This is a genomic window from Arthrobacter sp. AG367 (assembly GCF_007828995.1).
In the GTDB taxonomy this organism is placed as follows: domain Bacteria; phylum Actinomycetota; class Actinomycetes; order Actinomycetales; family Micrococcaceae; genus Arthrobacter.
Genome location: NZ_VIVE01000001.1, coordinates 302554 through 328259 on the forward strand (window position 1 = coordinate 302554; position 25706 = coordinate 328259).

The 25706-nt window shown below is 63.3% G+C and carries 23 protein-coding genes; 10 read left to right on the forward strand and 13 right to left on the reverse strand.

Annotated features, from left to right (window positions below):
* Positions 1-91: 91 nt before the first annotated feature.
* From FB478_RS01360 to FB478_RS01385, 5 genes are all read right to left on the reverse strand, one after another.
* Positions 92-1702 carry an ABC transporter substrate-binding protein gene (locus tag FB478_RS01360; protein ID WP_056390079.1) on the reverse strand — a complete coding sequence of 537 codons (1611 nt, stop codon included), beginning with the start codon at positions 1700-1702 and terminating at the stop codon, positions 92-94.
* 81 nt (positions 1703-1783) lie between these two features.
* Positions 1784-2764 carry a carbohydrate ABC transporter permease gene (locus FB478_RS01365; RefSeq protein ID WP_144599669.1) on the reverse strand — a complete coding sequence of 327 codons (981 nt, stop codon included), beginning with the start codon at positions 2762-2764 and terminating at the stop codon, positions 1784-1786.
* A 7-nt stretch (positions 2765-2771) separates the two neighbouring features.
* Positions 2772-3752 (reverse strand): sugar ABC transporter permease, encoded by a 981-nt coding sequence (locus FB478_RS01370; protein WP_186447708.1) that lies wholly within the window; start codon positions 3750-3752, stop codon positions 2772-2774.
* Positions 3749-4792, reverse strand: a complete 1044-nt coding sequence (locus FB478_RS01375) for a LacI family DNA-binding transcriptional regulator (RefSeq protein WP_235509766.1) — start codon at positions 4790-4792, stop codon at positions 3749-3751. Before FB478_RS01375 ends, FB478_RS01370 begins: the two co-directional genes overlap by 4 nt.
* Before the next feature lie 902 nt (positions 4793-5694).
* On the reverse strand, positions 5695-6918 hold the full coding sequence (locus tag FB478_RS01385) for an MFS transporter (RefSeq protein WP_261377329.1): 1224 nt from the start codon (positions 6916-6918) through the stop codon (positions 5695-5697).
* A 103-nt stretch (positions 6919-7021) separates the two neighbouring features.
* Between FB478_RS01385 and FB478_RS01390 the strand changes: the two genes are divergently transcribed.
* Together FB478_RS01390 and FB478_RS01400 are read left to right on the forward strand one after the other, a co-directional pair.
* Positions 7022-7591: a TetR/AcrR family transcriptional regulator gene (locus FB478_RS01390; protein WP_056390089.1), complete on the forward strand. Its 570-nt coding sequence runs from the start codon at positions 7022-7024 to the stop codon at positions 7589-7591.
* A gap of 785 nt (positions 7592-8376) precedes the next feature.
* A complete protein-coding gene (locus tag FB478_RS01400; protein ID WP_082581702.1) occupies positions 8377-9810 on the forward strand; it encodes a DUF2254 domain-containing protein in 1434 nt (477 codons plus the stop codon).
* 364 nt (positions 9811-10174) lie between these two features.
* Here the strand turns inward: FB478_RS01400 and FB478_RS01405 are convergent, their stop codons facing one another.
* Positions 10175-10537 carry an SOS response-associated peptidase gene (locus tag FB478_RS01405; RefSeq protein WP_377204688.1) on the reverse strand — a complete coding sequence of 121 codons (363 nt, stop codon included), beginning with the start codon at positions 10535-10537 and terminating at the stop codon, positions 10175-10177.
* A 525-nt stretch (positions 10538-11062) separates the two neighbouring features.
* Here FB478_RS01405 and FB478_RS01410 point away from each other — a divergent pair.
* Complete coding sequence (locus FB478_RS01410; protein WP_056390092.1) at positions 11063-12577, forward strand: MGDG synthase family glycosyltransferase; 1515 nt, start codon at positions 11063-11065, stop codon at positions 12575-12577.
* Positions 12578-12805: 228 nt separating this feature from the next.
* On the opposite strand, the gene FB478_RS01415 is transcribed toward FB478_RS01410, so the two are convergent.
* Complete coding sequence (locus tag FB478_RS01415; protein ID WP_018771053.1) at positions 12806-13021, reverse strand: hypothetical protein; 216 nt, start codon at positions 13019-13021, stop codon at positions 12806-12808.
* Between the two features lie 160 nt (positions 13022-13181).
* Here FB478_RS01415 and FB478_RS21275 point away from each other — a divergent pair, with 160 nt between their 5' ends.
* The 3 genes from FB478_RS21275 to FB478_RS21225 all read left to right on the forward strand — a co-directional run bounded on the left by FB478_RS21275 (position 13182) and on the right by FB478_RS21225 (position 16531).
* Positions 13182-13316 carry a hypothetical protein gene (locus tag FB478_RS21275; protein ID WP_261377330.1) on the forward strand — a complete coding sequence of 45 codons (135 nt, stop codon included), beginning with the start codon at positions 13182-13184 and terminating at the stop codon, positions 13314-13316.
* Positions 13317-13378: 62 nt separating this feature from the next.
* Positions 13379-15520 carry a glycogen debranching N-terminal domain-containing protein gene (locus tag FB478_RS01420; protein WP_056390093.1) on the forward strand — a complete coding sequence of 714 codons (2142 nt, stop codon included), beginning with the start codon at positions 13379-13381 and terminating at the stop codon, positions 15518-15520.
* Positions 15521-15772: 252 nt separating this feature from the next.
* A complete protein-coding gene (locus FB478_RS21225; protein ID WP_056390096.1) occupies positions 15773-16531 on the forward strand; it encodes a response regulator transcription factor in 759 nt (252 codons plus the stop codon).
* Between the two features lie 572 nt (positions 16532-17103).
* Here the strand turns inward: FB478_RS21225 and FB478_RS01430 are convergent.
* Together FB478_RS01430 and FB478_RS21025 are read right to left on the reverse strand one after the other, a co-directional pair.
* Positions 17104-17835: a helix-turn-helix transcriptional regulator gene (locus FB478_RS01430; protein WP_056390097.1), complete on the reverse strand. Its 732-nt coding sequence runs from the start codon at positions 17833-17835 to the stop codon at positions 17104-17106.
* A gap of 495 nt (positions 17836-18330) precedes the next feature.
* Positions 18331-18495: a hypothetical protein gene (locus FB478_RS21025; RefSeq protein WP_156400189.1), complete on the reverse strand. Its 165-nt coding sequence runs from the start codon at positions 18493-18495 to the stop codon at positions 18331-18333.
* A 103-nt stretch (positions 18496-18598) separates the two neighbouring features.
* Between FB478_RS21025 and FB478_RS01440 the strand changes: the two genes are divergently transcribed.
* Positions 18599-18718, forward strand: coding sequence for a MepB family protein (locus tag FB478_RS01440; RefSeq protein WP_261377355.1), 120 nt, complete (start codon positions 18599-18601; stop codon positions 18716-18718).
* 437 nt (positions 18719-19155) lie between these two features.
* Here the strand turns inward: FB478_RS01440 and FB478_RS01450 are convergent, their stop codons facing one another.
* The gene (locus tag FB478_RS01450; RefSeq protein ID WP_056390099.1) at positions 19156-19773 is read right to left on the reverse strand and encodes a TetR/AcrR family transcriptional regulator; all 618 of its coding nucleotides are present in this window, start codon (positions 19771-19773) and stop codon (positions 19156-19158) included.
* A gap of 140 nt (positions 19774-19913) precedes the next feature.
* On the opposite strand from FB478_RS01450, the gene FB478_RS01455 reads away from it, so the two are divergent.
* From FB478_RS01455 to FB478_RS01465, 3 genes are read left to right on the forward strand one after another with little or no spacing between them, the layout of a single operon-like run.
* Positions 19914-20885: an aldo/keto reductase gene (locus tag FB478_RS01455; protein ID WP_056390781.1), complete on the forward strand. Its 972-nt coding sequence runs from the start codon at positions 19914-19916 to the stop codon at positions 20883-20885.
* A 22-nt stretch (positions 20886-20907) separates the two neighbouring features.
* Entirely contained in the window at positions 20908-21978 is a 1071-nt protein-coding gene (locus FB478_RS01460) for an aldo/keto reductase (protein WP_082581705.1), read from the forward strand.
* A 10-nt stretch (positions 21979-21988) separates the two neighbouring features.
* The gene (locus tag FB478_RS01465; RefSeq protein ID WP_056390100.1) at positions 21989-22375 is read left to right on the forward strand and encodes a nuclear transport factor 2 family protein; all 387 of its coding nucleotides are present in this window, start codon (positions 21989-21991) and stop codon (positions 22373-22375) included.
* 613 nt (positions 22376-22988) lie between these two features.
* On the opposite strand, the gene FB478_RS01475 is transcribed toward FB478_RS01465, so the two are convergent.
* From FB478_RS01475 to FB478_RS01485, 3 genes are read right to left on the reverse strand one after another with little or no spacing between them, the layout of a single operon-like run.
* Positions 22989-24050 (reverse strand): DUF4862 family protein, encoded by a 1062-nt coding sequence (locus FB478_RS01475; protein ID WP_162256821.1) that lies wholly within the window; start codon positions 24048-24050, stop codon positions 22989-22991.
* A gap of 22 nt (positions 24051-24072) precedes the next feature.
* On the reverse strand, positions 24073-25023 hold the full coding sequence (locus FB478_RS01480) for a sugar kinase (RefSeq protein ID WP_056390105.1): 951 nt from the start codon (positions 25021-25023) through the stop codon (positions 24073-24075).
* The gene (locus FB478_RS01485; RefSeq protein ID WP_082581707.1) at positions 25020-25706 is read right to left on the reverse strand and encodes a bifunctional 4-hydroxy-2-oxoglutarate aldolase/2-dehydro-3-deoxy-phosphogluconate aldolase; all 687 of its coding nucleotides are present in this window, start codon (positions 25704-25706) and stop codon (positions 25020-25022) included. Before FB478_RS01485 ends, FB478_RS01480 begins: the two co-directional genes overlap by 4 nt.

The following is a 25706-nucleotide window of genomic DNA, read 5'->3' on the forward strand; positions in this document are numbered from 1 at the left end:
GTCTCTTTCGTGATGCCGCCGGCCGGGGCGGCGCAGGCTCGGGTGCCGGGCGCGGAGTCCGCGCCCGGCACCGGGAGGGAAAGCCGGGGGCTTAGGAGTTGCTCTTGTACCGGTCGTAGGCCTGCTGGTAGACCTCGACCATCTTGTCCACTCCGATGTTCTTAAGCTGTGAGACGTAGCCGTCCCATTCGTTCTCAATGCCGCCGGACACGATCCATTTGGCCGTTGACTGCTTGACGATGGTGGCGGCGTCGGACTCGATGGTGCTGATCTGCTGGATTTCCTCATTGGACAGCGGGACCGGCGGGTAGCCGTCGTTGGCGGCGAAGGGCTTGTAGTTCTCCTGGACCGTCTTCTGACGCTCGGCGGCGCGGGGTTCGGGCGCTACGACGTTCTTGAAGTTTTCAGCGGTGTTGGCTTTGGGACCGCCCGGGGCGACCTTTTGCCGGCGTTCGCCTTCGCTGGTGCCCGCCGGTGCGGGGATCTGGGTGAGCAGCCCGGTGGCGGGGTCCTTTTGCAGGGTTTCGCCGATGGGTCCCCAGTTGGCCTGGGCGGACTGGATGGGTTCGTAGAGGTGGTCCGCCCAGCGGATGGTGGCGGCGGGGTACTTGTCCGCCCGCGTCACGGCGAAGGCGCCGCGCGCGATCTCCTGGTTGTTGGACTGGCTGGCCCGGCGCTTGCCGTCCACTCCTTCCAGGACCGGCAGCAGCTTGTAGTCGGAGGCGCGGTCGGCGCCTACCATTTCCTTGATCTCCCACCAGGCGAATGACCCGAGGTTTTCCGTTCCGGCTTTGCCCTTGGCCAGGTAGGCTTTGTCGTCCTGGGAGAAGGATTCCGGATCGATCAGTCCTTCCTGGTACCACTGGTGCAGGGTCTGGAGCGCTTTCTTGTAACCGTCCTGGGTGGCGGTGTAGATGACCTTGCCGTCCTGGACGATCCTGTGGTCCATGTTGTCCGGAACACCGCCGAGTGCGGCGATCAGGTCCACGATGTCCCCACACCATGAGCCAGGCATGAAGCTCAGCGGGATCGTCTTGCCGGTCCCGGATGCGTCGCGGTTCTTGAAGGCCAGCAGGGCGTCGTGGAGTTCGTTGATGGTTTTGGGCATCGGGATGCCCAGCTTGTCCAACCAGGCGGTGTTGATGGCCATTTCGTTGGGGAACTGGACCAGGCCGAGCTCCTCGATGGAGGGGAGGGAGTAGATGTGCCCGTCGGAGGAGGTGATGGCTGCCTTGATGTCGGGCCGGTCCGTGAGCAGCTTTGAGAGGTTTGGAGCGTTTTTCTCGATCAGCCCTTCCAGCGGGATGAGGGTTCCGCTGGCCGAGTAAGTGGCGATTTCGGCGTCGGTCAGGCCGCTGTTGAAGAAGGCGTCGGGCAGGTCGCCGCTGGCAAGGATGAGGTTCTTCTTTTCCTTGAACACGGTTTCGGGAAGGTTCTGCCACTCGATGTGGACATTGGTGTCCTTTTCCCATTGCTGCACGAGGGACATGGTGTTGTAGTCAGGGGCCAGTGCGGTTTTCGTTCCGGAGAACTTGAGGGTCAGGGTGTCCTTGACGATCGGAAGTCCTGACTGTTGGAAGCCGAAGTCCGCGGACGAATCCTTGATCTCCGTGGTGCCCTTGGAGTTGCCTGAGCAGGCGGTGAACAGCATCGTTCCTGCCATCAGGGCGCCGGCGACGGCGAGTTTGCGGCTGGTTGCCATGGGTTTTCCTTTGCTTGTGTGGAGGGGAGGAGCACGACGGCGATGCGGGGCAACGGCGTCGGGCATTGGTTTTGCAGGGTGTCAGCTCTTGACGGCACCGATCATGGTGCCCTTGGTGAAGTGCTTTTGCATGAACGGCAGGGCGATCATCAGCGGGAGGCTGGAGACCACGATCATGGCGTATTTGGTCAGTTCGGCGATCCGCTGGGCGGCGGCGTAGGACTGGATGTCCCCGCCGGTGGTGCCGGTGGAGGAGACGTCCGATTGGATCAGGATGTTGCGCAGAACCAGTTGCAGCGGGTACTTGGTGTCATCGTTGAGGAAGATCAGGGCGTCGAAGAACGAGTTCCAGTGGGCCACCACGTGGACCATGATCATCAGCATGATGAGCGGCTTGGACAGCGGCAGGACCATCCTGAAGAAGAAGGTGAAGTCGTTGGCGCCGTCCATCTGGGCGGCTTCGCGGAGTTCGCCGGGAATGGTGTGTTCGAAAAACGAGCGGGCGATGATGAGGTTCCATACGCCCACCGCACCCGGCAGGACAACGGCCCACACTGTGTCGAGCATGCCCAGGTCGCGGACCACCAGGTACTTCGTGATGAGGCCCCCGTCGAAGAACATGGTGACCACAAAGAGCAGCATCAGGATCTTCCGGCCGGGCATGTCTTTCCGGGACAGGGCGTAGGCGCCGCACAGGATGGTGCTCACGCCGATGGCAGTCCCCAGCACGGTGTACACCAGGGTGTTGCCGAGGCCGTTCCAGATCCGGCTGTCGGCGAGTATGCGCTGGTAGCCTTCCAGCGTCACGCCGGAGGGGACCAGCCACACTTTGCCTTCATAGACGGCGTTCGGGTCGCTGACGGAGGCGATGACGATGAAGTACAGCGGGTAGACAACCGCGATGATGGACAGGGTCAGGATGGTGATGGCCGTGATGTTGAACGCTTTGTCGGCCCACTTTTCGCGGAAAGGGACAGTCCGCCCGGGGCCTGGATCGTTCGTTCCAGGCCTGTTTCGCTGGGCAGGGGCCGGAGTGGCCACAGGTTCGGTATGGAGGGTCATAGCGGCATCACCAGAGGGTTGCTTGGTTGGCCCTGCGTGCTACCCAGTTGAAGGTCAGCAGCAACACGAGGTTGAGGACGGAATTGAACAGGCCAATGGCGGCCGAATAGCTGAACTGTGCCTGCTGCAGGCCCGCATGGTAGACGTACGTCTGGATGATTTCCGACGCCGGCAGGTTCAGGTTGGTCTGCATCAGCAGGGCCTTTTCGAAACCGACGTTGAGCAGGTTCCCGATGGCCAGGATGAACAGGACGGTGACCACGGGCATGATGCCCGGAAGGTCGATGTGGCGGATGCGCTGAAGTTCGGAGGCGCCGTCCACCTTGGCTGCGTCGTGCAGCGCAGGGTCGATGCCGGAGAGAGCAGCCAGGTAAACGATCATGGAGAATCCGGCGTTTTGCCAGACGTCCGAGATCACATAGATCGGCCGGAACCACTCGGCCGAACCCATGAAGAAGATGGGCTCGCCGCCGGCCAGTTGGATGGCGTTGTTGACCAGGCCCGACCGTGGAGACAGCAGCACGAACATCATTCCCACCACCACCACCGTGGAGATGAACGCCGGCGAGTACAGCACGGTCTGCGTGAACTTCTTGAACCGTTCGCTCTGCAGTTGGTTGACCAGCAGGGCCAGGACAATCGGGATGGGGAAGGCCACAACGAGCCCGAGGATTGCGATCCAGAGGGTGTTCCCCACAACTTGGCCGAACTGGTATGAGTTGACGAACCTGATGAAGTGCTGGAGCCCCACCCACGGACTTCCTGTGAAGCCGTCAACCGGGTTGTAGTTGCGGAAGGCGATCTGCACTCCGTACATCGGCCAGTACTTGAAGACGGCGATATAGATGAGGGCCGGGGTTAGTAATACGTATAACTGCCAGGACCGGGCGACTTTCTTCAGCCGCAGTGGCAGGGGAGTGTGGCGCGTTGGTCCAGCGGGTGGAGCCGGCGGCGCTGCCGGTGTGGATCGAGCCAGGATGCGGCTCATGGCTTCTCCTTGGGATGAGTCACTGAGTTTCTTTCGATCAGGGGGCAGGTGATGAATTCCACCTGGCCGTCGGGTTCGGCGCCTTGCAGGATGAGGTCCACGGCGCGGCGTCCCATCTCCACGAACGGCAGCTCAAGGGTGGTGAGGCCGGGCCGCAGGTGCGGGGCGAGGGTTTCCTGGTTGTCGAAGCCGATGATGGATAGGTCACGCGGAATCGAAAGGTGCAGTTCCTGGGCTGCCTGATAGGCGCCCCAGGCGGTACGGTCGTTGGCGCAGAAGATGGCGGTGGGCGGCTCCGCAGCCGTAAGCAGCTCGATGGCGTGGGTGAAGCCATCCTCTTCGTTGCCCCTGCCGAAGCGCACCAGCTCCGGCTGAACGCCATGCCCCGCTTCGCTCATGGCCTGGGTGTAGCCCCGAAAGCGTCCGACGGCGGCGGGGAGTTCGCTTTCCAGGGTTTCGATGTTGATCATCGCCACCCGGGTATGGCCGGCGTCCAGGAGATGCCGGGTAGCCGTGAGGCCGCCCAATTCCTCGTCGGGAGCCACGCTGTGCAGGCGGAGCTTTCGGTCCTGGGAGTTCAGCACCACGGAAGGGACGTCCATCAGCGCCTCGGGAACGTCCAAGCGGCGGTGGTACATGCCCGCATACACCACCCCAGCCACCTTGTAGCTGAGCATGGAGTCCAGCGACGCTGCCTCGAGGGCCTTGTTTCCGCCGGTGTTCATGGTGAGCAGGAGCAGGCCGTCTTCCCATGCCCGTTCCTGCGCGCCCTCGATGATCTTCCCGGCAAAGGGAGCGGTGGCCACGGCATCCCCGAGGAATCCGATGATTCCAGAGACACCGTCACGCAAGGTTTTGGCATGGGCGTTGGTGCGGTACCCGAGCTTCTGGACGGCATCCTGCACCCGTTTCCGGGTGTCGTCCGAAAAACGCGATCCGGTGGCCGAATTCAGGACCAGGGAGACGGTGGCCTGCGAGACACCCGCTTCCGCCGCGACGTCGTGCATGGTGGGTCCTGAATGGGGGCGGGGTCGTGCCATGGGCACCTCCTTGGGCCGTTGGTTATTCGTATCAGTTATTCGTATAACTGGATTGCTGTAAACTGTAACCTGCGCCATATCGAGCCGTCAAGGGATTGCGGTGGATGCCTGGTAGACGAATTCGCTGTTGCTTGCGTTGGTTTGCCGATGAAGAGTCGTCCTGGCGGGTGATGCCGTGTTCGGCGAGGACAAGGTAGGTTCCTGCACGCTAAAGAGGAAAGCCGCCTCCATGGGGTCGGCTCGTGATCCGCCAGTGCGGCTCCGGAGGGAGATGTTCCACTCCGCGGTCTCCTTGAGTAGTTCGGCGGGATCCGCTGTGTCCGTGGTACCGGTGGCGCTGATGCGTCCGGGATTCTTGTGGTGATCTCCTGCAGGATCCAGCGGTTGCCTTCCGAATCATGGAATGATGCGTAGGAGGCATACGATCGGCCGCCGGGATCTGTCCTGGGGCCCGTCCTTCGTTTGCGATGTGGAAACCACCGCCGAGGCTGATGTGGAAACCACCGCCGAGGCTACCGTTTGGCGACTTGGAAGACCTCGCCCGGTCCATCGCCGTACTCCATCAGGGCAGTGCGGGCGGGCGTCGGTGTCATCGACCACCAGGAGCAGTCCGTCGAGACTGCCGGGTTGGGCGGAGGTGACCTGGGTGCCGAAGAGGACAGGGCGTCTGACCCGGGGGTCAGTTGCATCAGGCGGTACCCATTGCCGTCGTCGAGGTCTGCATCGATTCTCCAGCCCAGCCCCGCGTAGAAGCCCTTGGCCCGGGAGAAGTCGGCGAGGGGATGACCACCGCTTCAACCCGGCACGCCACGGGCGGGGCTTGGATGGCCGTTGTGCTGCTTGGATGTGTCGGGTTCACTGATGCTCCTGTTGTGTGGTGATTGTTCTTGGGGGTTGCTTTTTCAGGCGGCGGGGGCTGCCGGGGTGAGAGCGCTTGCGGTATCGCGCCGTTGGCGGACCAGTTGGATGACGACCGCCGGGACGGCGAAGGCCACGATGGCCGCTGCGTACCACTGGAAGGTCGGTACCGGTCCGAGGATGGGTACAAGCTGCCCGGCGATGATGACAGGAAGACCGAAGGCCAAGTACGCGACCGTGTAGATGCCGGAGAAGACGCCGGCACGCTGGTGCGGCTGGATGTGCGGGACGATCAGGCGGACCTGCCCCCCGAATGAGGCACCGAAGCCGGTCCCGCCGAGTACGGCACCGATCCAGACGGCGGCGAGCCAGGTTTGATTCACGCCGATGAGGACCACGATGACCCCGATCAGCGTGAGGGACGTACCGATGATGGTGGCCTGCCTGGCGGGGTGCCGGTTGAAGGTGAAACTTGAGACGGCAGCGGCGAAAGGACCTAGAAATGCGGTGAACCCTGCGACCAGTCCGCCGTCCAGGGCGAAATGGAGGCGGAGGATCGCAGGTGAGAGTCCAAGGAAGAAGGCCGGGAACATCCAGCCCGCGACGTGCACCGGGACGCCGGCAGCGAACTCGCTGCGGAGCGCTGCGGGCACGCCAATGCGGGGGATGAGGGAGCGTAGTGCGCCGGGCCACTTCGGAGTTGTTTCGGACGTGAAGCCCACGAACACAAGGCCCAGCGCCATGATTGCCGTAAGGGCACTAAATATCACGGTGTTGGCGTCGGAAGTGAATTGAACGGCAGCGCCGGTCACGAGCGCCCCGACACCCAGGCCGCCGGCAACGGAACCCGCAGCCAGGCCCCCGGCGAACTTCTTGAATCGGGCAGGTGCCTGCTCCGTAATGGCAGCACTGAAGGCGCTGGTCGCCAGGCCCGTGGCGATGCCTTGAAGGATGCGGGAACCGATGACCCACGTGATGCTTGGAGCGAGTACGAATCCAATCATCGCAGCGAGTTCAGCAGCAAGAGCAGCGAGCATGACGGGACGACGGCCCACGTGATCGGACAGCGAACCAGCCCCGAGCAGCGCCGCCAACAGGCCTATGGCGTACGCGGAAAAAGCGATGCCAAGGGTGCCAGTTGAAAAGTGCCACTCCTGCTGGCGCAGCGAGAGGAGTGGGGTCGGTGCACCGGCAGCGAAAAAGAACGCTGCGAATACTGCGGCGAGCCCGGGGAAGGCGAGACGCGCGGACATTTTCTTGGGGAACAAGGTGGAAACTCCTTAGACAGATTGGTCTAACACTTCCAGTTAGACAGATCTGTACAAAGCTGTCAAGCGCTGTTTAGACCGATCTGTCTGATATGGTGGATGTATGGCCTCTGCACGGGTTTCGGCACGACAACGCCTCTTGGATGCGGCTGACAAGCTGTTCTATTCCGAGGGAGTCCATACCGTCGGTATTGACCGGCTCATTGAAGAGGCCGGGGTTGCAAAGGGATCGCTGTTCTACAACTTCACGGGCAAGGACGACGTTGTTGCCGCTTATCTTGCCGGCCGGGACCACCGGCGGCGCGACCGGATCGCTCGCCATCAGTTGGGCCTTGAGGACCCGATTGATAAGCTGCTGGCCGTCTTTGATGCCTTGGAGGAGGCAGTTCTCGCCCCGGGCTACAGGGGCTGCGCATTCGCCAACGCCAATGCCGAGGCACTCCCGGACAGCGTCGAAGCCAAGGCCTTGCGTGCCTTCCGCGACTGGCTCGCCGGCACCCTCCTGGCGTTGGCGGAAGAAGCAGGCTTTAGGGACCCCGCCGATGTCGCCGCCCGCATCTGCCTGCTCTACGACGGAGCGGTCGCGAACTCGCAACTCGACAAGCACCCGGACGCCGTCCGGATCGCCAAGGAACTCGCCCGCCTGGTCCTCGACACCTCACCCCGGGGTTAACCGTCGGGCCGGCGCAGCGGACCCTGACAGCTTTGTTTCGCGAACCCATGCACACCAACACCGTCGGGGTGGCACGGACTTGTTTCTCGTCCATCTCTGGGGGAGATGCCGACCCGGACCCGGGATGATGTCGCCCAGGCTAGTTTCACTGAAGACAATCTATTTTCCCTCCCGTCCGAATTGAGTAAGCATTCTTACCAATGGGTGGCCAATCAGTGTCCTCGAGCTCGTTGAAGTGGCACAGCGCCTGGCCACGCCGTCGCGCTTCGTTGCGACCCGGACCGCGCCGTTACGGTGGTAGTTCCGGCCCTTCCTGGGCTTTGCTTCTCCCCCCCCCAGCGACCGACTTTGGACGAGCAAACGCATAAACTCTGGCACCACCTGATGACCGTCATCTCGGCCTCCAGCAGTACGCGGCGCATGGTGGTGATCTCGGCGCCGGAATCACCTCGCGGCTCGGGCAGGCGTATCGTGGCGCCGTCACAGGTATCCATCTCTTGGCGGTCGCTGCCCCGCTTCACATCGACGAGGCGACAGTTACCGGTGAGGAGCGGGAGCATCTAGACAAGGTTCAGGCGTGGATCGCAGCCGAGGGCGCCTAGCAGCATCAGCAGCAGACCCGGCCCCTCACCCTCGCCCCAGCGCTGTCGGATTCGCCCGCAGGGCCTTGCAACCCCACCACGCAGCTGGGCGGAGCGGACGCGGTGTACTCGTCGCACACGGGTGGCAGAAACACCTCGGGTGGTTCGGCGGCGGCGGTATTGAGGAGACCAGCAAGGGCATGGATGCCATGGGCTTCCGTCCTGCGAAGACCAGTGACCTCCGGTGGACCGGACTCAGCACAGCGCCCCTTGACGACCGAGGACCGTCGGCAGAGAGTGGCACATGTGAAGCGTGTGGCTCTTCGGGAGTATCTGGCGAGCGCACTGTGGGCGATGCCGACATGCGCCGTCGTGCTCGCGCTCATCGCGGGGGCGAGCCTTTCCGCTGTGCAGATCGACAAGACGTCGCCTCTTGCAGTCCTCCTCTTCCAGGGGACATCCGATGACGCCCGGAACCTGCTCGTGAGCATCGCCAGCACGATGGTCACGGTCATCGCCCTCGTCCTGGGACTTACCGTGGTGGCCCTGCAGCTCGCGTCGACGCAGTTCAGCCCTCGGCTCCTGCGGAATTTCCTCCGCGACATCCCCAACCAGCTGACCCTGAGCGCCTTCGTCGCGACCTTCGCGTACAGCACGGCGGGGCTCTACACGGTGGGCATCGCAGGCGGCCAACGCATCGAGGAGTACCCCCGACTCGCCGTTAGCGGCGCGCTGATGCTGCTGTTCGTGAGCATGGTGATGCTCGTGTTCTTCGTCCACCATCTATCGCATTCGATCCAGGTGGACCAAGTCATGAAGGGCGTCGAGACGGCGACGCTGAAGGTGATCGAGCAGTCATACGTCCCCGGCGACCCTGGGATCCCCATGCCGGACGTGCCGCAGGGTGCCACCGCCCTGCCGGCACCGGCATCGGGATACGTCCAGGCCTTCCATGTCGGGCCATTCGTCGGTGCACTCGCGGAGCGGGGCCTGAAGGCACTGATGGTGCCCATGGTGGGCCGGCACGTGGTTGCCGGAGCACCCATCGCCTGGGTATGGGACGTCGCTGACGGCAGCGGGAGACCGTATGTGCCCGAGGCTTCCGCCCCGCTTCGGCGTGCACTAGCGCAGAGTGTACGCATCGGCTACGAACGGACCCTGGAGCAGGACGTCGCGTTCGGGATCCGACAGCTCGCGGACGTCGCGTCCAAGGCGCTCTCGCCAGCTATTAATGACCCATACACGGCGAACCAGGCGGTCGACCATCTGGGCACGATCCTCGCCGCGCTTACACTCAGGCAGCACGGCCCGCGAGCAGTGACAGACGCCCAAGGTACGGTCAGGCTCCACATCCCGGCCCGCGACTTCGCCTATCTCGTCGATCTGGCCCTCGGACAGGTTCGGCGTTACGGATCGAACGAACCCCGCGTCGTCAGGGCGTTGCTGCGGGTGTGCCGTGATCTCGCCTGGTTCGGAGACGCCGCGCACCGCGCCGTCGTTCGGCAGTATGTGCAGACCCTTATGAGCGACGTAACCCGGCTCGTGGCGCAGACAGCCGATCGCGACCCCCTGCTGGAGGAGGGCGCAGCGGTCCTTGACCTCTTCGACATGGCGGACGGCCCTCCGGGCACCTCTTAACTCCATCCTCCTCCCGCCGCAGAGACGGCCGGAGAGCGGAGGCAGCCAGTGGCCTGGTGCCACGCTATTTCAAGTTCAAACGCAGGAAGGTCAGAGGGCACGAAGAAGGCGCGCCCCGTTCGCTGAGCGCGCGCCCTTCCCGTATAGAACTGTTACTCCTTGAAGGCATCCTTGACCTTCAATGCCGGCCAATTTCGCCAGGCAAAAACAATTACATGGGACGCGAAGCCTGCCAGCCATAAGCCACATCGGGGCATGCGGGAACGGCATCGTGGTGCTCTACGCCTCGATCACCCGGCCCGCTCGACATGCTCAGGTCCGTTGTTACGGACGCTGTTTACCCTCGTGCTGACAACCCGGGGTGTCAGGGTTGGCTCCGGCAGAGAGCCCAGCAGGTGCTCTGCCACTCAAAGTATCCGTCAGCCGGGAGGATTGCGCTTCGTTTGACCGCCGCTTTGCGGAAAGACGGCTTCTCCAGTTCACTGCGGGCATTGATCAGCTTTTTGCCGATCTTGATGTCTTTCGCCCAAGAGGGGACCAGACCCCAGTGGGCCACGAGCAGATGCCGCTCGATGGAACCCTCGTCCAGGCGCTCAGCCACGATATGCACGCTCTGTGTCGGCGCCACATTCCAGCTCGGAGGAGGCGGGTCACCTTCTACCTCTTTGGCATCAAAGTAGCTCAGAAGGTCGCCGGTGGCCTTGGACATCACGTATCTGCCGCACATGACGCCATTGTGCCTGAAGGCTGTAGTCAGTAGGCGTCGAAGCGAACCAACAATGTTTGTGCCACCTTTCAGAAGTGCATACGGGCTCTCCCTGGCCGTTCATGACCGAATCGTTCCGCCTGCTGCGGGCGTACCTGCCGTTCGGTGCGAGTGAATCCTAATTGGAGCAGTTAGGCCCCAACGGTTCTGTCCAGGGCCTAACTGATATTCGGATATGTCACGCGTTGAACAGGTCAGGTAGCTGTTTCGCTTACTGGAGGGCACCTCACTTCGCCTATAGGTTCAGCACCAGAAATAACGACTTTTTGAGATTCACAGACACGTTCAGAAAGCAGAAAGCAATCGCTCAAGTTGTGGCAGACGTGAGAGGGCTAGGTCATGGACCGTGCTTCCAACACTACTCCTGCCGGAAAGCCTGAGGGGCCAAGGATTCCAGGGCCGCCAACAGGAGAACCAAGCCATGCCGATCGAGTACTAGTTGGGGTCAGGCGGTGGTGATAGGGCCGGGCCGGTTAGACTCGTTTCATGCGCACAACCTCGGCACGAGGCCCCGACGCCGCTGGGAGCGAGCGCGTACTTATCTTGTCAGCAGGGGTAGGAGCGGGGCACAACAGCGCCGCGGCGGCGCTGCGGCAGGCGTGTGCCGCGCGCGCCGACATTGATGAGGTGCAGGTGCTCGACGTGCTGCAGGTGAGCAGCGTGCTCTACCGCTCACTGCTGGGCAAGGGTTACTTCGTCCTTGTCAAGGACTTGCCCTGGCTGGTCGAGTGGGGCTACGACATCAACGACCGTCCGTTCCGGCGCCGGGTCCCAGTTGATCCCTGGACACGGGTAAACGCTCTTCCGGTGATCGGTGCGATCAAGCGATTCCGGCCGACCGCAATCCTGTGCACGCACTTCCTGCCAGCCCAACTGCTGGCGTCGCTGCTCCTTCGCGGCGTGATTGACGCGCGGACCGCCGTCGTCATGACGGACTACGACTTCCAGGGCCTATGGCTTACGGGGGCGTTCCATGCGCTCTTCCTGGCCAGGGAAGAGGGCAGGGTGGAGCTGATAGCGCTGGGTTTGCCCCCCGACCGCGTCGCGGCCACGGGCATCCCGATCGCCAGCCAGCTGGATGTCGCGCCTGCGCGCGATGTAAACGAGCCCCCGATGCTGCTGATCTCGGCGGGCGCGACTGGCGGAGACTATGCCGTCTCGGTCGTGCGGCAGACGCTGCACATGCGCTCATCCTTCACGGCCACGGTTCTGTGCGGACGCAACGATGCCCTGCGGCAGCGTATCGAACAGCTAGTGGCGCCCGCTGGCGACCGCTACCGCGTGCTCGGCTTCACGGCGGAGATGCCCGAGTTGCTGCGCCGCGCCGACCTGTTTGTGGGCAAGCCGGGCGGTCTGGCGGCGGCGGAGTGCATGGCTGCAGGGCTGCCCATGGTGCTTGTGAACCCCATTCCGGGGCAGGAGGTTCGCAACGGGGATTACCTGATGGAGCAGGGGGCGGCGGTCCGTTGCAACACTCCCGCGACGATCGGGTGGAAGATCGACGAGCTGCTGCGGGAGCCGGGCCGCCTGCAGCGGATGCAGGCGGCGGCGCGGAGAACGGGCCGCCCTGACGCTGCAGCGGACGTGCTGACCGGGCTGTTGGACGGCCCGTCCCGTCCCCTCGTCGTGACACGCGCAGCGCAAAAGACAATCCTCGCCGAGAGCGAGCGGCGAGTCGTTTCGACCGATCTGACGGGACCTTCGTCGCTTGTCAGCATGATCGACTCGGCGGCTGGCAGCACGGTCGCGCTGCTGCGAGCCGAGGAGCTGGGAGATCTGCAGAAGTGGTACGCCACCCCGAACGGGGGTCTGCTACTGCGGCGCGGTCACGCGCTCAGGTCGCTCAGATGGGAGGAGCGGCGGCTGCTCCGCGCCATTCTGCGCGCGGACAACGAGCTGCACGTCCGTGTCGAAGGGCCCTCGCCACCGCCTCGCATCCGCCCCTCCCGGTCGCCAGCAGCGGCAAAGAGCCAGGCAGTCGACCCCGAATCAAAAAGCTGAACAGCGAACAGCCGGCTTCGTTTCCGGCTGTGTCGGGTTGGTTCGGGATGGCCAGCACCGGTGCATGGGCCGGGGGGGAGCGGGCACAACAAGACTTTGCTGATTGTGGTGGGAAACTTCCTCGGACTGCTACTTTCTTCGGCGCGGGAGATGGGGCACCTGTCTGTCCTGCCAAAGTTTGCTCCCATCCGGCGGGGACGAGCCGGTAGAAAGACTGAGGAGCAGCGCTTAGCGCTTCCCGTACTTGCGGTGGACGGCTTGTTTGCTTACGCCCAGGCACAGGGCAATGGCTTCCCAAGAAAGGCCGGCCTGCCGGGCCTTCCTGACCAGGGACGCTTCGGTGCGCCCAACCTCCTTCTGCAGCTCAGCGACCGCGCGCAACGCGTCAGCGGGGCCCTTGCCGTCCATTGATGCAACCAATGTCTTCATCCGGTCCACCTCCATGCGTCAACATTAGTTGACGGAAATCGCCAGCGTCAACATTTATTGACAATTCACAAGGTCCTGCAGACGGGTGTGAAGTCAGCAGTCCTCCAATACTCACGGGACAGCCACATGCCCCAGCCTCACCCGGACCAGTCTGAAACGGCTGGGGCTCGTCCCCATGAACTCGCGTCCCGCCGGCGATGCCGTCCGGGGGAGTTCCATCCAGGTCTTCATGCGGTCGACGTCGCTCCAGTCCGTTGTCGAGGATGTGCGGGATGACGCCCTGCCACTCCTGCCGATGGCCCTTTCATGAGCCCTGGCGGCGGCGTATCGTCTATTCCGCCGGGAACGGTCGTAGCCGTCAGAGGAGCGGACATGGCTGGATGGAATGCGGACACAGCGGCGGGGCCGGTGGGGGCGGGAACCGTAACGCTGGTGGAAGGCTCATGTTTCTGCATCTCCGCCGCCAACGGCGACATCCATTCGGAACTTCCCCACGGTGTATTCCACGAGGACACCCGGATCCTGTCCGAGTGGAGCATGACAGTGAACGGCCAGTCGCTTGAGCCGCTGGCCGCGGAAACGAAAGAACCCTACCGGGCACTGTTCATCGGCCGCGTTCCGCGCGGGGACGGATACGCGGACAGCCCTCTGATCGTGGAGCGCCTGCGGGAAGTCGCTGACGGCGTGATAGAGGAAATCACCATTCGCAACTACTCCGGAAACCCTGTGGAGTGCAGCGTCTCCGTTGGCGTCGATTCGGATTTCGCGGACCTGTTCGAGGTGAAGGAGGCGAGGGTCCAGCGGCGCTGGGAGGTCGCCCGTGGAGCCGACGGTGATTCCCTGATTATCAGCGCGGCATGGCAGGACCTGCGGAAGGCTGTCCTGGTGCGGGGACGCGGGGCCGTGGCCACCGCCGGCGCACTCACGTACCAGGCGGTGGTGCCCGCTTACGGCCACTGGACAACGCGGCTAAGCGTTGCACCGGCCGGGCAAAAGGACGTTTCACGCCCTGTCCGGCACGGCACCTCACAGAGTGATCGGCGGCACCAGGAATGGGTCGCGAAGATACCCAGGCTGCAGATGACCAACCGGTCCATCGAACGGACGCTGCGGCGCAGCTACGACGACCTCGGCGCACTTCGGATCGAGGACCCTGCGTATCCGGAGCGGATTGTGGTGGCCGCAGGAGCGCCATGGTTCATGACCCTTTTTGGGCGTGATTCGCTGTGGGCTTCAGAAATGGCCCTTCCTGTGGATCCGTCACTGGCTCTTGGCACCTTGCAGACCCTGGCTGACCGCCAGGGCAAGGTGGTGGACCCGGTGAGTGAGGAGGAACCCGGGAAGATCCTCCACGAAGTACGGCTTGGGGTATCTTCCGGGCTGGCCCTGGGCGGAAAGTCGGTCTATTACGGCAGCGTGGACGCCACTCCGCAGTTCGTGATGACTTTGGCCTCCGTAAGCCGCTGGGGTTTCGCCAAGCAAACCATCGCAGCCCTCTTGCCCAACGCGGACCGCGCCCTGGACTGGGTCCGGAACTACGGCGATAAGGACGGCGACGGCTTCGTCGAGTACTCCCGCCTCAATGACCACGGCCTGCTAAACCAGGGATGGAAGGACTCGTGGGACGGCATCAACTTCGCTGACGGCAACCTTGCCGAGCCGCCGATAGCCCTTTGCGAGGTGCAGGCGCTGGTGTACTCCGCGCTGCAGGCACGGGCGTGGATGGCGTACGACGGCGGCGACGCGGGTTTGGCCGCGCAGCTCACCGACGAGGCGGCGGCGCTGAAGAAGAAGTTCAACGAGGCGTTTTGGCTGCCGGAACGCGGCTACTTCGCGGTAGCGCTGGACGGCAGGAAACGCCCGGTGGATGCCTGTGCCTCAAACATGGGCCAGTGCCTGTGGCACGGCATCATTGATGATGACAAGGTGCCGATGGTGGCCGAGCGGCTGATGTCGCCTGAAATGTTCAGTGGATGGGGCGTGCGGACCCTTGCCACGAACATGGGCGCCTACAATCCGGCAAGCTACCACAACGGGTCTGTTTGGCCCCACGACAATGCCATTATCGCGGCGGGCCTCATGCGCTACGGCTTCGTGGAGGAGGCGCAACGGATCGCCACGGCCCTGCTTGAAGCGGCGGACTACTCCGACGGGCGGCTCCCGGAACTGTTCTGCGGTTTCAGCCGGGAACAGGTAGCCGAACCGGTGCCGTACCCCACGGCCTGCTCACCCCAGGCGTGGGCGGCCACCACACCCATCATGCTGATCACCAGCCTGATGCGGTATGACGCCCACGTGTCGCGGGGCGGCTTCTGGATGGACCCTGCTCTGCCGGCATCCTACGGGGATCTGCACATTACCAACGCGCCCCTGGCCGGGGGCCGCATCACCATTGACATCACCCCCTCTGGCCCATCGGTGCAGGGCCTGCCGGAGGGCATCACCTTCCACCGCGAACACCGTCCGTGGCTGAGCGAGCTAATTTCGCAGGCCGGACTCGACGCCAAAAGCTGAGCGTCCAGCCGGCGTCGTCTTTCAAGCGGCGGTGTCTCAGCGCAAGTCCTCTGACGCAGACTTGCCGGTGGATTCTGTGCCAGGTGCCACGTACCGAATATAGGACTCTTCGGGGCCGCCTTGTATACGTAATTTTGCGTAGCCAGGGGATTGGCAGAAAGGGTGGTTGAGCTACGTCTGATGCCTTGAAACGCGGTAATCCACGCGTCTAGCCTTGTATGACCGGGCTTTCGCTATCAGGGTGGGCAGAAAATGGATGCCGTAGGTGATCTCGCCAGCCAGTTGATCCGGTTGCCGGACCGGGAGACGTACTTGAGAGCGGCCAGCGAACTTCTCTCAAAGCTTTTCCCCTGCGATGGGCTAGCGTGGAATGAGCTGGATACGAAAGCTGCGAAAGCGGAAGTGTTCGCCCGCCCCGCCGACCACCCATTCGGTGACCTTGCCCCGAGATTGCTTGAGAGCCGAAGCTACCATCCACTCGTCACAAGCGACTTGAGCGATTCCCTGTCGGGCGTTTGGCGTCCCCGGCGTCTTAGTGACATTCTTTCGGAACGCGAATTCTATGGGTCCCGGCTCTACTGTGAGGGCTATCGAGAGCTGCGAATTAACCGTCAATTATCGATCCGGACTGCGCAGCACGGGCAAGGAAGCGTACACAGCTGGGTGATGAACCGCTGGAATCACGACTTCAGTGACGGGGAAATGGAGCTTGCCCAGGCAGTCCAGCCTGTACTGCGTTTGCTCGATGCGGCATACGCAAATTTCGACTTGCTGCCGGGCAACGTTTCTCATGGCGACGGCTTGGGGCTGACCGATCGGGAGAATGAAATCATGCGGCTCGTGTCCCGGGGCTTGACGAGCACTGCAATGGGCCATCTTTTGGGAATAAGCCCCAGAACGGTGTCAAAGCATCTTGAGCACAGCTACGCAAAACTGGGATGCAGTAACCGGATAGATGCCATCAGGGTCTTCACTTCGGGAGCGGCCGGCGGTGCGACTATAAGCATCTAGGATGCTCGGTGTCAGCGCCCCCTCGTGAGTCGAAACTTCCAGAGTTCGCGGGATTCGATTGGCAGCTGGCTCCAGGAAGCACCCGGGTGCGCGTTCGCCATCTCACGGGATGCGGGAGTGGTTTCGCTGTCGACGGCGTGATTGGCCTGGCTTGAGGTATCAGGGCCGACAAGCAACACGGCGCCAAAGACAACTGCCGTGAATAATGTCCGGAACCGGACAAAACCGTTTGAAATGCCGTAGGCGTGCATGGAAGCCTCAAATTATTCGTGAAAACTTGCGTGCTGTAACGCCCTGACGCCCTGTGCGCCTGGCTGAGATGCTGGCCGGTCAGGGGGTCGGGTCAACTAAAAACCGTCTAGTGCGGATCTCGAATCCCATGCGCCAGTGACGGGTACGAACCTATCGCCAACACCAAATCGATGGTGCCCAAGGGCGCTCTCCTTGTTCGATCTTCCATACCCTCGATGGTCCGCGCTTTGCCTTATATGAGCCATACGTATTAGTGCGTATGTCCGGGGAGGCTCCTCACGTCCTGTGCCGAAAGCTCTGAGCTGACGAGACCGGTAGCATCATTCGCCTCTTAGCCGTCGAAGTGCGTCGACTCGGTTGGTGCATCCGAGTTTGGTGTAGGAGTGTTCAAGATGCTTGGCAACTGTCCTCGGGCTGATCCCGAGCAGATGGCTGATGGCTTTCGCGGTGAGGCCCTGACCGACCAGTCGGAGGATCTCCTGTTCCCGGGCAGACAGCCCATGCACGTGGGCTGCCGTCGCCCACCTTATGTCAGGATGTTTTTCGTGATGGGATGCCTCGAGGAGCCTGAGTACCGGCTGGATATAGCCCGCAAGGTGAACCTCAAAATCCGTGAAGTCCTGGTGAACTCGGTTTATCGCCCACCCTGTGAGAGTAAAAGGAGTGGGCTGCGTCACCAGAAAGGCAAGCTCCCTGTTGGAACCCAGTGGCGCAAGCGTTTCATGGTATGCGTGGCTCCGGTACAGCTGCGTGTCAGTCACAAGGTCGCTGAGCCGTCGAGGAGTCCAGATGCCGTCACCGGTGTCATGCTGGTAGCTGAGGACCAGCGGGTGGTCATTCCAGATCTCAGGCAGAATATCGGCGGCGTGAGTGGGGAACGGATAGGCAGGAAAGACGCGGACGTCAGCCGCGGGCGCTCGCACGTCAAGAACGTTGTATACGACGTTTTCACAGGGAAAGAGCTTCAGCAGAAGCTCGCCGGCAGCCTGCAGGTATTCTTCAGGGTCACGGAGTCCGATGAGCTCCGCCGCAAGCTTGGTGGCTGGCTCCATCACGCGCCTCCGGACTCTCGGAACAATCCGTTCCCCGCAGCGCCCGGGGCGCTGTTCGAAGCCCTCGTACGCAGTGACGCGCACTGGCATCAGAAGGATGCGTGCCGACCCCTTAGCTGTGGAGATCAACCAAGGTTAGCTCCCGCGGGAAGATCCAAACAACAGCTGTTCGGTTCCGGATTTACTTTTGTATTTGCCTGCTGGTCAGCTGTTACCACTGGGGCCTTCCCCTAGCCGCGGCTTGGGTGGTGTCTCTGCCGGAGGCCTTGTGCCAGACGATCTGCGACCGGTTCTGCGACGCGTGCCGACGGGTGAAATTCGGTCCGCAGCAGCAGTACCAGGGCCACCAGCGTGACGGCCGCGTAGCCAGTCAGGAACCGTGAGAAGAACAGCCCCAAGGCAACATGGAATGCGATAGTGAGGACAAGCCCCATTTGAGTGGCCTTCCGCCGGTGAACACCGGAACAGGCGCGTCGTCGAAGAACTGCGGAGCGTTCACCGCCCGGAGAATTCATTCCAGGCGCAGGGGCCGGCAAACGCGCCAACAGCCACTGCGGTCAACGTTCCCGGCCGCCATTCACGGGCCACGAGAAATGCCAGAACCAGCGCAGCAAGCGCCGACAGCGCCGCTCCGTACAAGATCGTAAGCCACTCCAGCATGGTTGCCTCCTCAAGAACACCGCCCCAGGACGCGCAGTGGACCCTAACCGATGTGCCCCGCAGTGGTCCAGGGGCGTGGCGGGTGGCGTAAGAATGGCAACGTATAGGCGACGGCAAGCGCGGCTTCCGCGTCTACCCCGCATGGTGCACCGATCTGATTTCCCAAGCGTCACGTACCCAGCGCGCACAGGCGGCTGCGTTCTCCGAGCTTCCTCCCGGGTAATGAGGGCCAATTTAGGTTGACACACTCAGTTGCCCGCATCGGCAAGGAGCAGTGGCGAATCCGCACCGCCCGGATCACACCGGCGAAGCCGGGCGCCTTCGTCCCCGGTAGGACGTGTATTTTTGGCCCCAGCAGTCTGATGACGTCGGTTCGCTGCTGCCGGACGTGCAATCGAATCAGTCCTGTTGGGGGAACACGTCAACTATGAGCCCACTTAGGTTTGGGTTCGTTCCATGGTGCTGGCCTTGACGTTGTCGCGACTCGCGCGGTTGTTTTCAGCAGGGCGAACCGCTATTCCTTGGTCGTGCTGCCCTTGGCGTTGGCTCTACCGGCCGTGTGGTCCTGCGCATCGGTGGTCGTGGCGCAAGCCCTCGTGGAGCTGATCGCCATGGTGTTCCGGTTCCTGCCGATGGTCGTAAACAAGACGGGAAGGGGAATCACTGGCCTTCCCATGAGGCGATGGCGCGTTCGACATAGGTTGCGACAGTGGCGCGTATGTCGGTTGTCGGATCGAGGAGCCATTGCAACCCGATGCCGTCCAGCATCGCCGTAAGCAGCCGCGCCTCGATCTCGATCTGCGCAGGGGAAAGGGGAGCGATGTCACCGATGCGGGCAGCTTCGCCCAAATGTGCGGCGAGGGTTGCCAGGTTCGATGTGTAGCGCTCGGTGATGAAAGCGTGTGCTGGGTGGGTCGGACTGGAGGCTTCGGCCGCGATGGTGGTGAACAGTTCGAGCAGGCCGCGGTTGTCCTGGTGGGCGGCCATGACCTCTGGCAGCCGCCGGAAATAGTCCAATCCACTGACATCCGTGAGGCCGTTCTCCACGGTCCGTCGGTCCCATTCTTCCAGCACGGCCGTGAGCAGGCCTTCCTTGCTGCCGAAGTGCTGGATCAGGGTGGCGTGGTTGACGCCGGCCTGCTCGGCGATCGTGCGGAGGGAGCCGCCGGCGAAGCCGTGTTCGCCGAAGACGTCCGTCGCGATGCCGATGAGCTGCTCGCGTCGGCGGACCCCTGTGCGGTAAGGGCCCCGAGTTTTGGTCTGCGTGCTTTCTGGCATGCCACTACTTTCTCATGACCATTGCCGAAATATAACCATTCGGTTAGGGTTAACTTCCACGGCCGGTAGCCGCACGGGACCTCCTGACTGGCCGCTGCCTGTCAGCCCAGTCCCGAAACTCGCAGATGGGAATCCTTGAGATGAAGTACTCAGTTCTCGGCCCGACCGGCGTACGCGTGTCCCGCATCTGCGTGGGCACTGCGACCTTCGGCGTGGCACCGGGCCCACAGGAAGCCGATGGCGTCGTGGGGGCGGCATTGGATCTGGGCATCAACTTCTTCGACACCGCGGATGTCTACGGTTCGACCTCGACGTTCGACCGCCCCGGCGCTCCGCCGGCCGCAGAGCGCGAGTCCGCTGAGGAGATCCTCGGCCGCTCACTGGCCGGCCGGCGGGATGAGGTGGTGCTGGCGACCAAGTCCGGGGAGCGGAGGTTCGATCCGGATGCCGGTCTTTCGCGCCGGTACATCATCCAGCAGGTCGAACAGAGTCTGCGCCGGCTGCGCACTGACCGTATCGACGTCTATTACGCGCATTTCCCGGATCCGAACACGCCCTTGGGGCAGACACTTGCCGTCTACGACGATCTGATCCGGCAGGGGAAGCTGCGGTATGTCGCTTTGTCCAATCACACGGCCTGGCAGATGACCGAGGCCCTGTGGATCGCCGATGACCGCCGGCTGGTCTCTGCCCCCGTGGCCGCGCAGGTGATGTACAGCTTGCTGGACCGAAGCGCCGAAATGGAGCTCGCCGCCGCGTGCGTGCGGTTCGGTATGTCGATCATTCCCTATGCGCCGCTGCACGGCGGTCTTCTGGCCGACTTGTCCGTGCTGGACCGTGAGATCGCAGGGGGCAAGCGTTATTGCGGCCCCGGCTTTACTGCGTCCGAGATCGCGGTCGCCCGCAAGCTCGACCGGCTGGCCCGCGGGTGGGGACTGGGGATGCAGCAGGTCTCGCTGGCCTGGCTGTTGTCCCGCCCGGCCGTGGCGTCGGTGATCGTTGGAGCCGAGACGGCCGAGGAGCTCCGCGCCAACGCCGCCGCTGCAGATGTCGAGCTCACCCAGGAACAGTTGGATGCGGTCTCGGCGCTGACTGCCGGGACCACCTCCTGACCGGAAGATACGAGGAACGCTGATGAAGTACTCATTTCTTGGCCAGACCGGTGTCAGGGTTTCGCGGATTGCGCTGGGCACTGCCACCTTCGGGGTAGCCCCGAGCGCGGAAGACGCAGAGCGTGTCGTCGGTGGTGCGCTTGACCTGGGCATCAACTTCGTCGATACGGCCGACGTCTACGGCAACATGCCCGTATTCGACCGGCCTGGAGCCAAACCTGCCGCGGAGCGCGAACCGGCCGAGCAGATTCTCGGCCGTGCCCTGCAGGGACGCCGTGACGAGATGGTGATCGCCACCAAGTCCAATGGCATCGTCGGGCTCGGCGTCAATGACCGGGGGCTGTCACGCCGGCACATCATTACCCAGGTCGAGACGAGCCTTCGGCGTTTGCAGACTGATTACATCGATCTCTACTACGCCCACGACGTCGACCCGGACACACCGCCGGAACAGACTCTGGCGGTCTATGACGATCTGATCAGGCAGGGCAAGATCCGCTACGTCGGCCTATCCAACCACCCTGCCTGGCACGTCACCCGCGCGCTGTGGATCGCTGATGACCGCCGCCTGCAGGCTCCTGTCGCCGCGCAGGTGAAGTACAACCTCATCGACCGCGCCGCCGAGCGGGAGCTCGCGCCGGCGTGCGGGCAGTTCGGTCTGTCGATCATTCCTTACGCCCCGCTGCATGGCGGACTTCTCGCCGATCTCGCGGTCCTGGATCGTGAGGTCTCCGGCGACGAACGATTCGGCGCACCTGGGTTCTCCGAGGCGGAAGTTTCCCTTGGCCGCGAGGTGGATCGACTCAGCCGTGAATGGGCTTTGGGCACTTACCAGGTCGCCCTGGCATGGCTGCTGTCCCGCCCCGCCGTCGCCTCGGTGATCGTGGGGCCGGAGACTGTCGATGAGCTTCGCGCAAACGCCACCGCGGCGGACATCATGCTGGAGCCGGGCCAGTTGGATGCCCTGACGGCTTTGGCTAGCGAACCACCGGCTTTCCACCATCGCGCCGGTGACGGTCCGCTCAGCTCGCCTGTCAGAGACGGTCGCATGAGCCCACATTCCTTCAAACCTTCCTTAACCACCAAACAGTAAGGACCCAACCATGTCCCGTGCAGAGCAGAGCACCGTCGACTTCCTGACCGAATACTTCGCGGTCATGGAGAAGAAGGATTACGAACGTCTCGGCGACTACTTTGCTGACGACATCACCCTCACCTTCGCCAACGCACCGACCGTCAAAGGTAAGGACGCGGTGCTGGCACAAATGGCCGAGATCGGCGGCAAGGTCGGGTCCTTGGCCCACCCACTGGTCAACGTCTGGCAGGAGGAAGGCGGCATCGTCGCCCTAGAGGTCGACAGCGCCTGGCACTTCCTCGACGGGGTTGAGGTGACGCTCAGGGCCTGCTCAATCTTCACCATTGCCGACCGGAAGTTCACCGACCAGCGCATCTACGTCGATAATGGCCCCATCAACTCTTACCTCAGCTGAACCCAGCAGCGAGAACGAGCCATTCGAACGTTCACTTATGAGCGGCATGCCAAATGGCCAGAAACATTGGAAGCGCGGGGGGACCGCTACTGCGTGTGGGAGTCTCAAGTCGATCCTGAACGCACATTTTATCTGAATAGCGTGATCACCGTAGGCACCGGCTCAGGCTGATTGTTGCTTCCGTGTGGTGGCCAACTCGGGCGTCCCTTCGGATCTGCGCGAACAACTCCACTCTCGACTCCATCCAGACCAGCCCTCCGCCGCATCCATCCAGTGATGAATCCAACGTTGAAGGCGGGGCCACGTATAACCGTCACAGATGCCCGGCGAGTCACGAAGTGGGGCCAGAAATAACCGTTCTACCGGGGCCATCCAAACCTGTCACAGTCAGGCAACCCCGGATTCGTAGTCACCGTTCTGTTCTTCTACCTGGGTGACAGCCTGTGCGGCGGCACCAGGATCCGAAAGGTCGAGGAAGCGCTTGAATCCCTGGAACTTCACCCTCTGACTTTATTCGCTCAAGGATCCGGCCTGAGTCACAACACAGCCCGCTGCCCCAAGCCACCGCTTCTGAGGACAGCGGCGACCTCACCGAGGTCACGTCCAGCCGGGGTCAGGCGCTTCCCGCAGATAGGGTCAAGTCTGTGGGGTCCGGAGTAACCTGCTGCGCGACCGCCAGGCTCTGTGCAATGGCGGTAACGCGCTGCTCCACGCTGGCCTTTGGGGGTGCTGCCACCTTGATTGCCCGGAAGCCTGTTTCGTGCAGGGGGCCGGCTGCCTGCAGGCACTCTTCCATCCGCTCAATGGTCAGGAGCGAGCCAGGTTCGAGGAGCCCATCAGAAGGTACGCCCAGATCGGAAGTCCTGGCCTGGGCTGGTTCTGGTGGGGCGGCCGGTACGTGGACGTCGGCCCAGGCTGGACCGTACTTCGTGTCGATGCTGGAGCATCCGGAAAGCACAACCCCGCCCAGAATTCCGCGGTCACGAAGGTAGGTTATGTGTTCGCGCCCGGCTTCTGGTCGTCGCTGTTCGATCACCGACCGCCCCCAGTTGACGACCATGCCGAAAGGATAACCTGTGGCGTCGCACGCCCGCTGGACTGCTTCTGCCTCCGCTTCCAGGCTGAGGAAGCCTTTGGCCGGTGTTTGGCCTGGCATCAGGGCGTCGCAGTGTTCCAGGACGAGGCGGGCGCCGCCCGTGTCCCGGCCGGCCAGCTCGGTCAGCGAGGCTTCAAGTGCGGCAGCCGACGCGGCATCCTCAATGGCTATCGGGGCGGCATGCAACTCCAGGGCGGCGACGCCGGGCCTCCCCACCTGCCGGTTGAGCCGCTTCACGGACTCCAGCGCATCCTGGACGAAATCCAGTGCTGACCGCCGGCCGGACGCAGACGTCGAGGCAAGGCCGAAGCCCGGGTCAGCCTGCAGCCTGGCCATGGTGCCGGGGATCGTCGTGACCACGAAGCGTGCATTTTCCGGAAGCTGTCGCAGGAACCATGCTTCGTCCTCTTTGTGCAGCTTTCCGGTGAAGGGTATTTCCAGTCCGGCCACGCCATCCAGGGCCAGGACGGAGGCCAGGAACTTTCCTTCAGCCACGGGATCCCATCCCAAGAGGCTGGGCGCGGCCGCATAGGCCCCAATGAAGTAGGGGGCCCTGTCCGGGCTCGTTAAAGGCATCATGGTCTCCATTGGTTTGTGGCCGTCAACGGCTGACGGGCTCACGTGTCTGCAGCATCGCCAATTCGTGGCGGCGGGGGAGCCCTTCCCAGTCGCCTTGGACCAGGCAGGCGAAGGCCCCGGTAATGGTGGCGGTGATGAGTCTGTCCTGCGGTTCCCGGCCTGCTACGAGTTCGGCAAGGTAGCCGGCGACGAATGCGTCGCCGGCTCCCACGGTGTCCACGGCGTCGACGGGCACTGCCTCTTGGCGGAATATCGTGCCGTCGATGAGGGCCAGCGCGCCGTCCGCGCCCAGCTTGACGACGGCCTGGCTTGGACCCAGTGCGGTGATGCGCCGGGCCGCCTCCTCCGGATGGCCGGCTCCGACGGCGATCGCGGCTTCATCGTCGCCCGCGAACACGACGTCGGCGAGCGGGATGATGTCCTGGTAGACACGTTGTGCAGCTTCCGGTGACCACAGGGTTGCGCGATAGTTCAGGTCAAAGGAGACCGTCACGTGGTGGGCACGCGCCAGGTCCACTGCGTATCTCAGGGTCGCTTCCGCACGAGAGGAAAGCGCGGGTGTGATGCCGGTGACGTGCAGCAGGGTCGCTCCTGACACCAGTTGTTCGTCGATGTCCTCCGGCGCGATTCTGGATCCGGCGCTGCCGGACCGGTAGTAGCTGACGCGCTGGGTGGCGGGAGTCCGGCGTTCCTTGATCATCAACCCGGTAGGGGCGGAACGGTCGACGGCGGCCCTGACGTCAACGCCTTCGGCGCGGATTTCCCGCGCCACCAGGCTGCCCAGTGAGTCAGCGCCCACGCGTCCGCACCAGACAGTCTGCACGCCGAGTCGTTGGAGCCCGATGGCGACATTGGATTCCGAGCCGCCGATGCCCAGGCTCAGTGTGGATGTGTGGGCGAGCGGCCCCACCTGCTCCGTGCGCATCAGCGCCATGGTTTCGCCGAAAGTGAGCACGTAAGGCGCGCCGTTCATTGGGTTGCTCCAAGCTGGGCCGCGGTCTGGTCCACCAGGGCGCGGACGCGCCGGGCCCGGGCCGTAAGTTCCTGGAGGTCGCCGCCCTTGAAGGCATCACCCAGCAACGGGCCGCCCAGGCTGACCGCAAGTACTCCTGCCCGGATCCAGGCGGGGACGTCGTCGATGTCCACGCCGCCGGAAGGTATGACCTGGATGTCAGGGAACGGGCCGCGCAGCTGGGAGACGTAGCCGGCACCCACAGTGGAGGCGGGGAAAACCTTTACGGCGGTCGCGCCCAGCTTCCATCCGGCGTGGAGTTCGGTGGGCGTCAGGCCTCCTGGGTAGACGGGGATACCGCGGCGGACGCAGGCTGTGATGATGTCCGGGTCGGTGACGGGGGTGACGATGTACGCCGCGCCAAGGTCCATGGCCGTTTCTGCTTCGTCGGCTGCGGTGACGGTTCCCACGCCGATTTCCAGGGTGTCGCCAAACCTCTCCTGCAGGCGGGGCAGCTCGTCCCAGACTCCTGGCGTGCTCAGGGTCAATTCGATGCTCAGCACTCCGCCGAGCTGAAGTGCTTCGATGACGGGAGCGTAATCGGAGGCGTGGCAGGCACGGAGGACGGCCACAACCCGGGTTGCGCCGAGGATTGCGGATGGGTGCGGGCGCTGAAGCGTGCCTTGGTCATCGAGGCGCTGCAT